Origin of the sequence: Brevibacterium ammoniilyticum (genome assembly GCF_038429965.1) — a bacterium.
GTDB classification, from domain to species: domain Bacteria; phylum Actinomycetota; class Actinomycetes; order Actinomycetales; family Brevibacteriaceae; genus Brevibacterium; species Brevibacterium ammoniilyticum.
The window spans coordinates 1-3,691 of record NZ_BAABNP010000034.1 but is presented as its reverse complement, the minus strand read 5'-3'; the positions used below and the strand labels follow the sequence as shown (position 1 = coordinate 3,691).

The window sequence follows — 3,691 nt, the reverse complement described above, 5'->3', positions numbered from 1 at the left end:
GCGCCGTTATGCGGAGCGGGTGATTATGCCGACCGGATCGCTAGAGGTCTGGGCTCTCGGCGTGAGCAGCGACTCCGGTCGGCATAACCGTGGGCTGTCAGCGATCGGTGAGGAACGCGATGAGAGCGTCCGACGCCTGGTAGCGGGCTGGTGGCCTGTCGCCGATCGCGGGGAGTCGGTCCAGGCTCCGGCGCTTGAGCTCCAGATCGGCGTGGAGATAGGACTGGGTCGTCTGGATGGTGGCGTGGCCGAGCCAGAGCGCGATGCTGGCGGTGTCGATCCCGGCGTGCAGGAGCATCATCGCGCAGGTGTGCCGCAGGGTGTGCGGGGTGACGTTTTTCTCTCTCAGGCTCGCGCAGCGCTCGGACGCGACCTGGATGTGCCGGGCGAGGAGCTTCGCGATCGCCGCCCGACTCAACGCCGTCCCGGTGCTGGTCGGGAACAGCGGCGTCGCAGGGATGCCGTCGAGTTCGTTGAGCCAGGCGGTCAGCAGGCGGACGGTGGGTTTCTGGAGCGGGATCACCCGGTGTTTGCGTCCTTTTCCGAGGCAGCGGAGCTGGCTGTGCGGGCCGATCTCGATGTCCCCGACGCGCAGGCTCATGAGTTCGCTGACGCGGAGCCCGGTCTGGATGCCCAGGTGCAGCAGGAGCCGGTCGCGCCTGCCGATCCAGGTGGTCGTGTCGGGGGCGGCGATGAGAGCTTCAGCCTCTGCCCGGGTGAGGAAGGACACGATGGTCGTCTTGGTGCGTTTCGCGGGGATCGCCAGCACCTGGCTGATCGTCGCGATCGCGTCCGGTGCCCGATAGCTGGCATAGGTGAAGAACGATCGCAACGCCGCCCGCCTCGCGTTGCGTGTCGAGGCGGAGTTGCCGCGCTCGTCTTCCAGATGCTGGAGGAACCCGCCGACCATGTCCGCGTTCAGGTCCACCAGTCGCAACGCTGACGGGGCGGTGCCGGTGCGTTGCTGGGCATAGAGGAGCAGGAGCCGGAAGGTGTCGGCGTAGGCGGCCTTGGTGTGGACGCTCGCGTTCATCTGTCCGTCGAGCTTGTCGGTAAAGAACCGTTGCAGCAGCGGCGCGAGATCACTCATCATCAGCCCCGATCGCCGGGAGGCAGGCCCCGAGTGCGGCGGCCAGCTCGGGGGTGTTCTGCAGATACCAGTAGGTCGAGACAGGGCTGATGTGTCCGAGCCAGGCCGAGAGGACCGGCATCATCTGCTCGACGTCACCACCGGCGCGGATGTGTCCGATGAGGGTGTTCGTCGCGAACGAGTGCCGGAAGTCATGCAACCGTGCCGCCGCCTCGGTCGTGGTGCCGGTCATTCCCGCCAGGTCGCGTATCTGTCGGAAGGCCTGCCCGCTGGTCGAGGTCGCCAGCCGGTCGCCGCGCCGGGTGACGAACAACGCCTCGGTCCGCCTGACGGGGAATCGCTTGTCGCGCAGCCGTTGATACTCGTCGATCGCGCGCATCGTGGTGGCGTGAACCGGCACGATGCGGGACTTGCCGAACTTCGACTCCGTCACCCGCACCCATCCGTTATCACCATCCTCATCCGAGGTGATGTCAGCGTCGTTGAGGCCGCGGGCCTCGCTGATCCGCAGCCCGGTCACCGTCAGTAGTCCGAGCAGCGTCTGCCAGGTCGCGGCGCGAACCTCTGGGGTCAACCGTCCTGCCGCGCGTAGCAGGGTGTCGATCTGCTCCGACGTGTAGATGTGCGGTCGCGGGCGGTGGTTCACGTAGGGTCTCCCGTCGAGGATGGGGACCTCGGTGGCCGGGTCGAACGAGGCGATGTGCTCGGCAAACTGCCGGACCGTGTTCAACCGGGCGAGCACCGTGCCGCGGGAGAACCGCGCAGCCCAGGAGACCGCGAGATCGTGACGGATCGTGGTTTCGCCGGCGTCGTCCATGAAGTCCACGAACTCGCCCAGCACCCGGCCGGGAACGGCGAGCGTGAACCCCAGCGCCCGCCTGGTCGTCAGATAGTCGTCCAGCAGATCCCGCAGGGCGCTCATCGTCCCCACCTGCCCCCAGCCGCAGCCGGCCATTCCGGAACGAGTCGTGTAAGCCGTGCGTGGTCGACCTTGGTGTAGATCGCGGTGGTCCGCAGCTGTGCGTGCCGTAGCAGCCCTTGAACCTCTTGAAGCGTCGCGCCGGAGGCGAGCATCCCGGTCGCGAAGGTGTGCCGTAGTCGGTGCGGCCCGAACTCCGTGATCCCTGCCCTGGCGCAGGCCATCCGCACGATCTTGCCGATCCCGTTCGGTGCGACCGGGCGCACCGGCTCGAACATCGTCAAGAACACCTCGTCATAGCCAGCCCTGCCGCCCCGACCGTGAAGCACATACTCCTCCAACGCGCGACCCACCTCGTCCGGCAACGGCAACTCGTCAGCCCGGTCGCCCTTACCACGGATGCGGATCGTGCCGGTGCGCCAACCGATGTCGCCAAGTCTCAGCGCGGCGATCTCTCCAGCACGGAGCCCGAGGCCGGTGAGCAGCAGCAGGATCGCCCGATCCCGCAGCCCCTTGGGCGCCTGCAAATCGAGGCTGTCCAGCAGCTCCTGGACCGTGCCCTCGGGCACCGGGTCCGGGATCGAAGACAGGCGCCACCCGGCAGCGTTTGGGACGACCCCGGCCAAGTCCTGCCCGACCCTGCCGGTGCGGTGACAGAAGCGCAGGAACGAGCGCAGCATCACCAACTGCTTCCGCAGCGTCGACGGCTTCTGCCCTCGCTTCGCCGCGAGATTCACCCACTCCATCACCGTCGCCGGCGTCAAAGTCCGCAGCGACTCCTCGACCGGTGCGGGCAGCCAGGCGAGGAACCCGACGACCCGATCCGCGTAGACCCGTGCAGTGCCCTCCTGCACGGACCGTTCCCGCGGCAGCCAGTCCTCGAACTCCTCCAACACCTGCTGAGTGTCGCCGCGGCGACGTTCCCGATACTTCGACATCGTGATCCTCCTTGATCTGACCGGGCAGTCGGTGTGACTGCCCGGTCAGATCAAGCGAACCTCTTCGCTGACGCGCGTCGTTATGTTGACCCCGCCGCAGCCGATTACCGTTGGGAGTGTGTCTTATACGGATGTCCCGGTACTGAGGAACGAGTACGTCGAGTTGCAGCCCTTGAGCGCCGAGCATCACGACGACCTCGTCAAGGCCGTCAGCGTTGACGACCTCTGGCAAACATGGTTCACCCACATCCCCTCACCCGAGTCCATGTCAGCCGAGATCGAGCGTCGACTCGCGCGCCACGCAGAGGGTTTGATCGCGCCCTGGGCAATCATCGACCCGACCACAAGCAAAGCCGTCGGCATGACCACTTACCTCAACCCGGACCCCGCCAATCGGCGCCTCGAGATCGGCTCGACGTGGATCGGACGTGAGGTGCAGGGCACGCGCATCAATCCCGCCGCGAAGCTGCTTCTCCTAGAACGCGCCTTCGACGCGTTCGGGTGCATCGCTGTCGAGTTCCGCGCGCACTGGCACAACCACCAATCACGCGCCGCGATCGCCAAGCTCGGAGCGAAACAAGACGGCATCCTGCGCAACCACACCATCTTCGAGAACGGGACCATCCGCGACACCGTCGTCTTCTCCATCCTCGACAGCGAGTGACCCACCGTCCGCTACGGACTCACCGAGCGGCTCGCCCACCCAGGCCGGTAGACATAACCACCCGCTCCGTATAACGGCGC

The 3,691-nt window shown here is 66.7% G+C and carries 4 protein-coding genes; 1 reads left to right on the top strand and 3 read right to left on the bottom strand.

The window, feature by feature from the left end:
* Nucleotides 1–97: 97 nt before the first annotated feature.
* From AAHA49_RS17710 to AAHA49_RS17700, 3 genes are read right to left on the bottom strand one after another with little or no spacing between them, the layout of a single operon-like run.
* Entirely contained in the window at nt 98–1,090 is a 993-nt protein-coding gene (locus tag AAHA49_RS17710; protein ID WP_137826724.1) for a tyrosine-type recombinase/integrase, read from the bottom strand.
* Complete coding sequence (locus tag AAHA49_RS17705; protein WP_171007111.1) at nt 1,083–2,012, bottom strand: tyrosine-type recombinase/integrase; 930 nt, start codon at nt 2,010–2,012, stop codon at nt 1,083–1,085. Before AAHA49_RS17705 ends, AAHA49_RS17710 begins: the two co-directional genes overlap by 8 nt.
* Nucleotides 2,009–2,947, bottom strand: a complete 939-nt coding sequence (locus tag AAHA49_RS17700; protein WP_137826722.1) for a tyrosine-type recombinase/integrase — start codon at nt 2,945–2,947, stop codon at nt 2,009–2,011. Before AAHA49_RS17700 ends, AAHA49_RS17705 begins: the two co-directional genes overlap by 4 nt.
* Before the next feature lie 118 nt (nt 2,948–3,065).
* On the opposite strand from AAHA49_RS17700, the gene AAHA49_RS17695 reads away from it, so the two are divergent.
* The gene (locus tag AAHA49_RS17695; protein ID WP_137826721.1) at nt 3,066–3,611 is read left to right on the top strand and encodes a GNAT family N-acetyltransferase; all 546 of its coding nucleotides are present in this window, start codon (nt 3,066–3,068) and stop codon (nt 3,609–3,611) included.
* Nucleotides 3,612–3,691 lie beyond the last annotated feature (80 nt).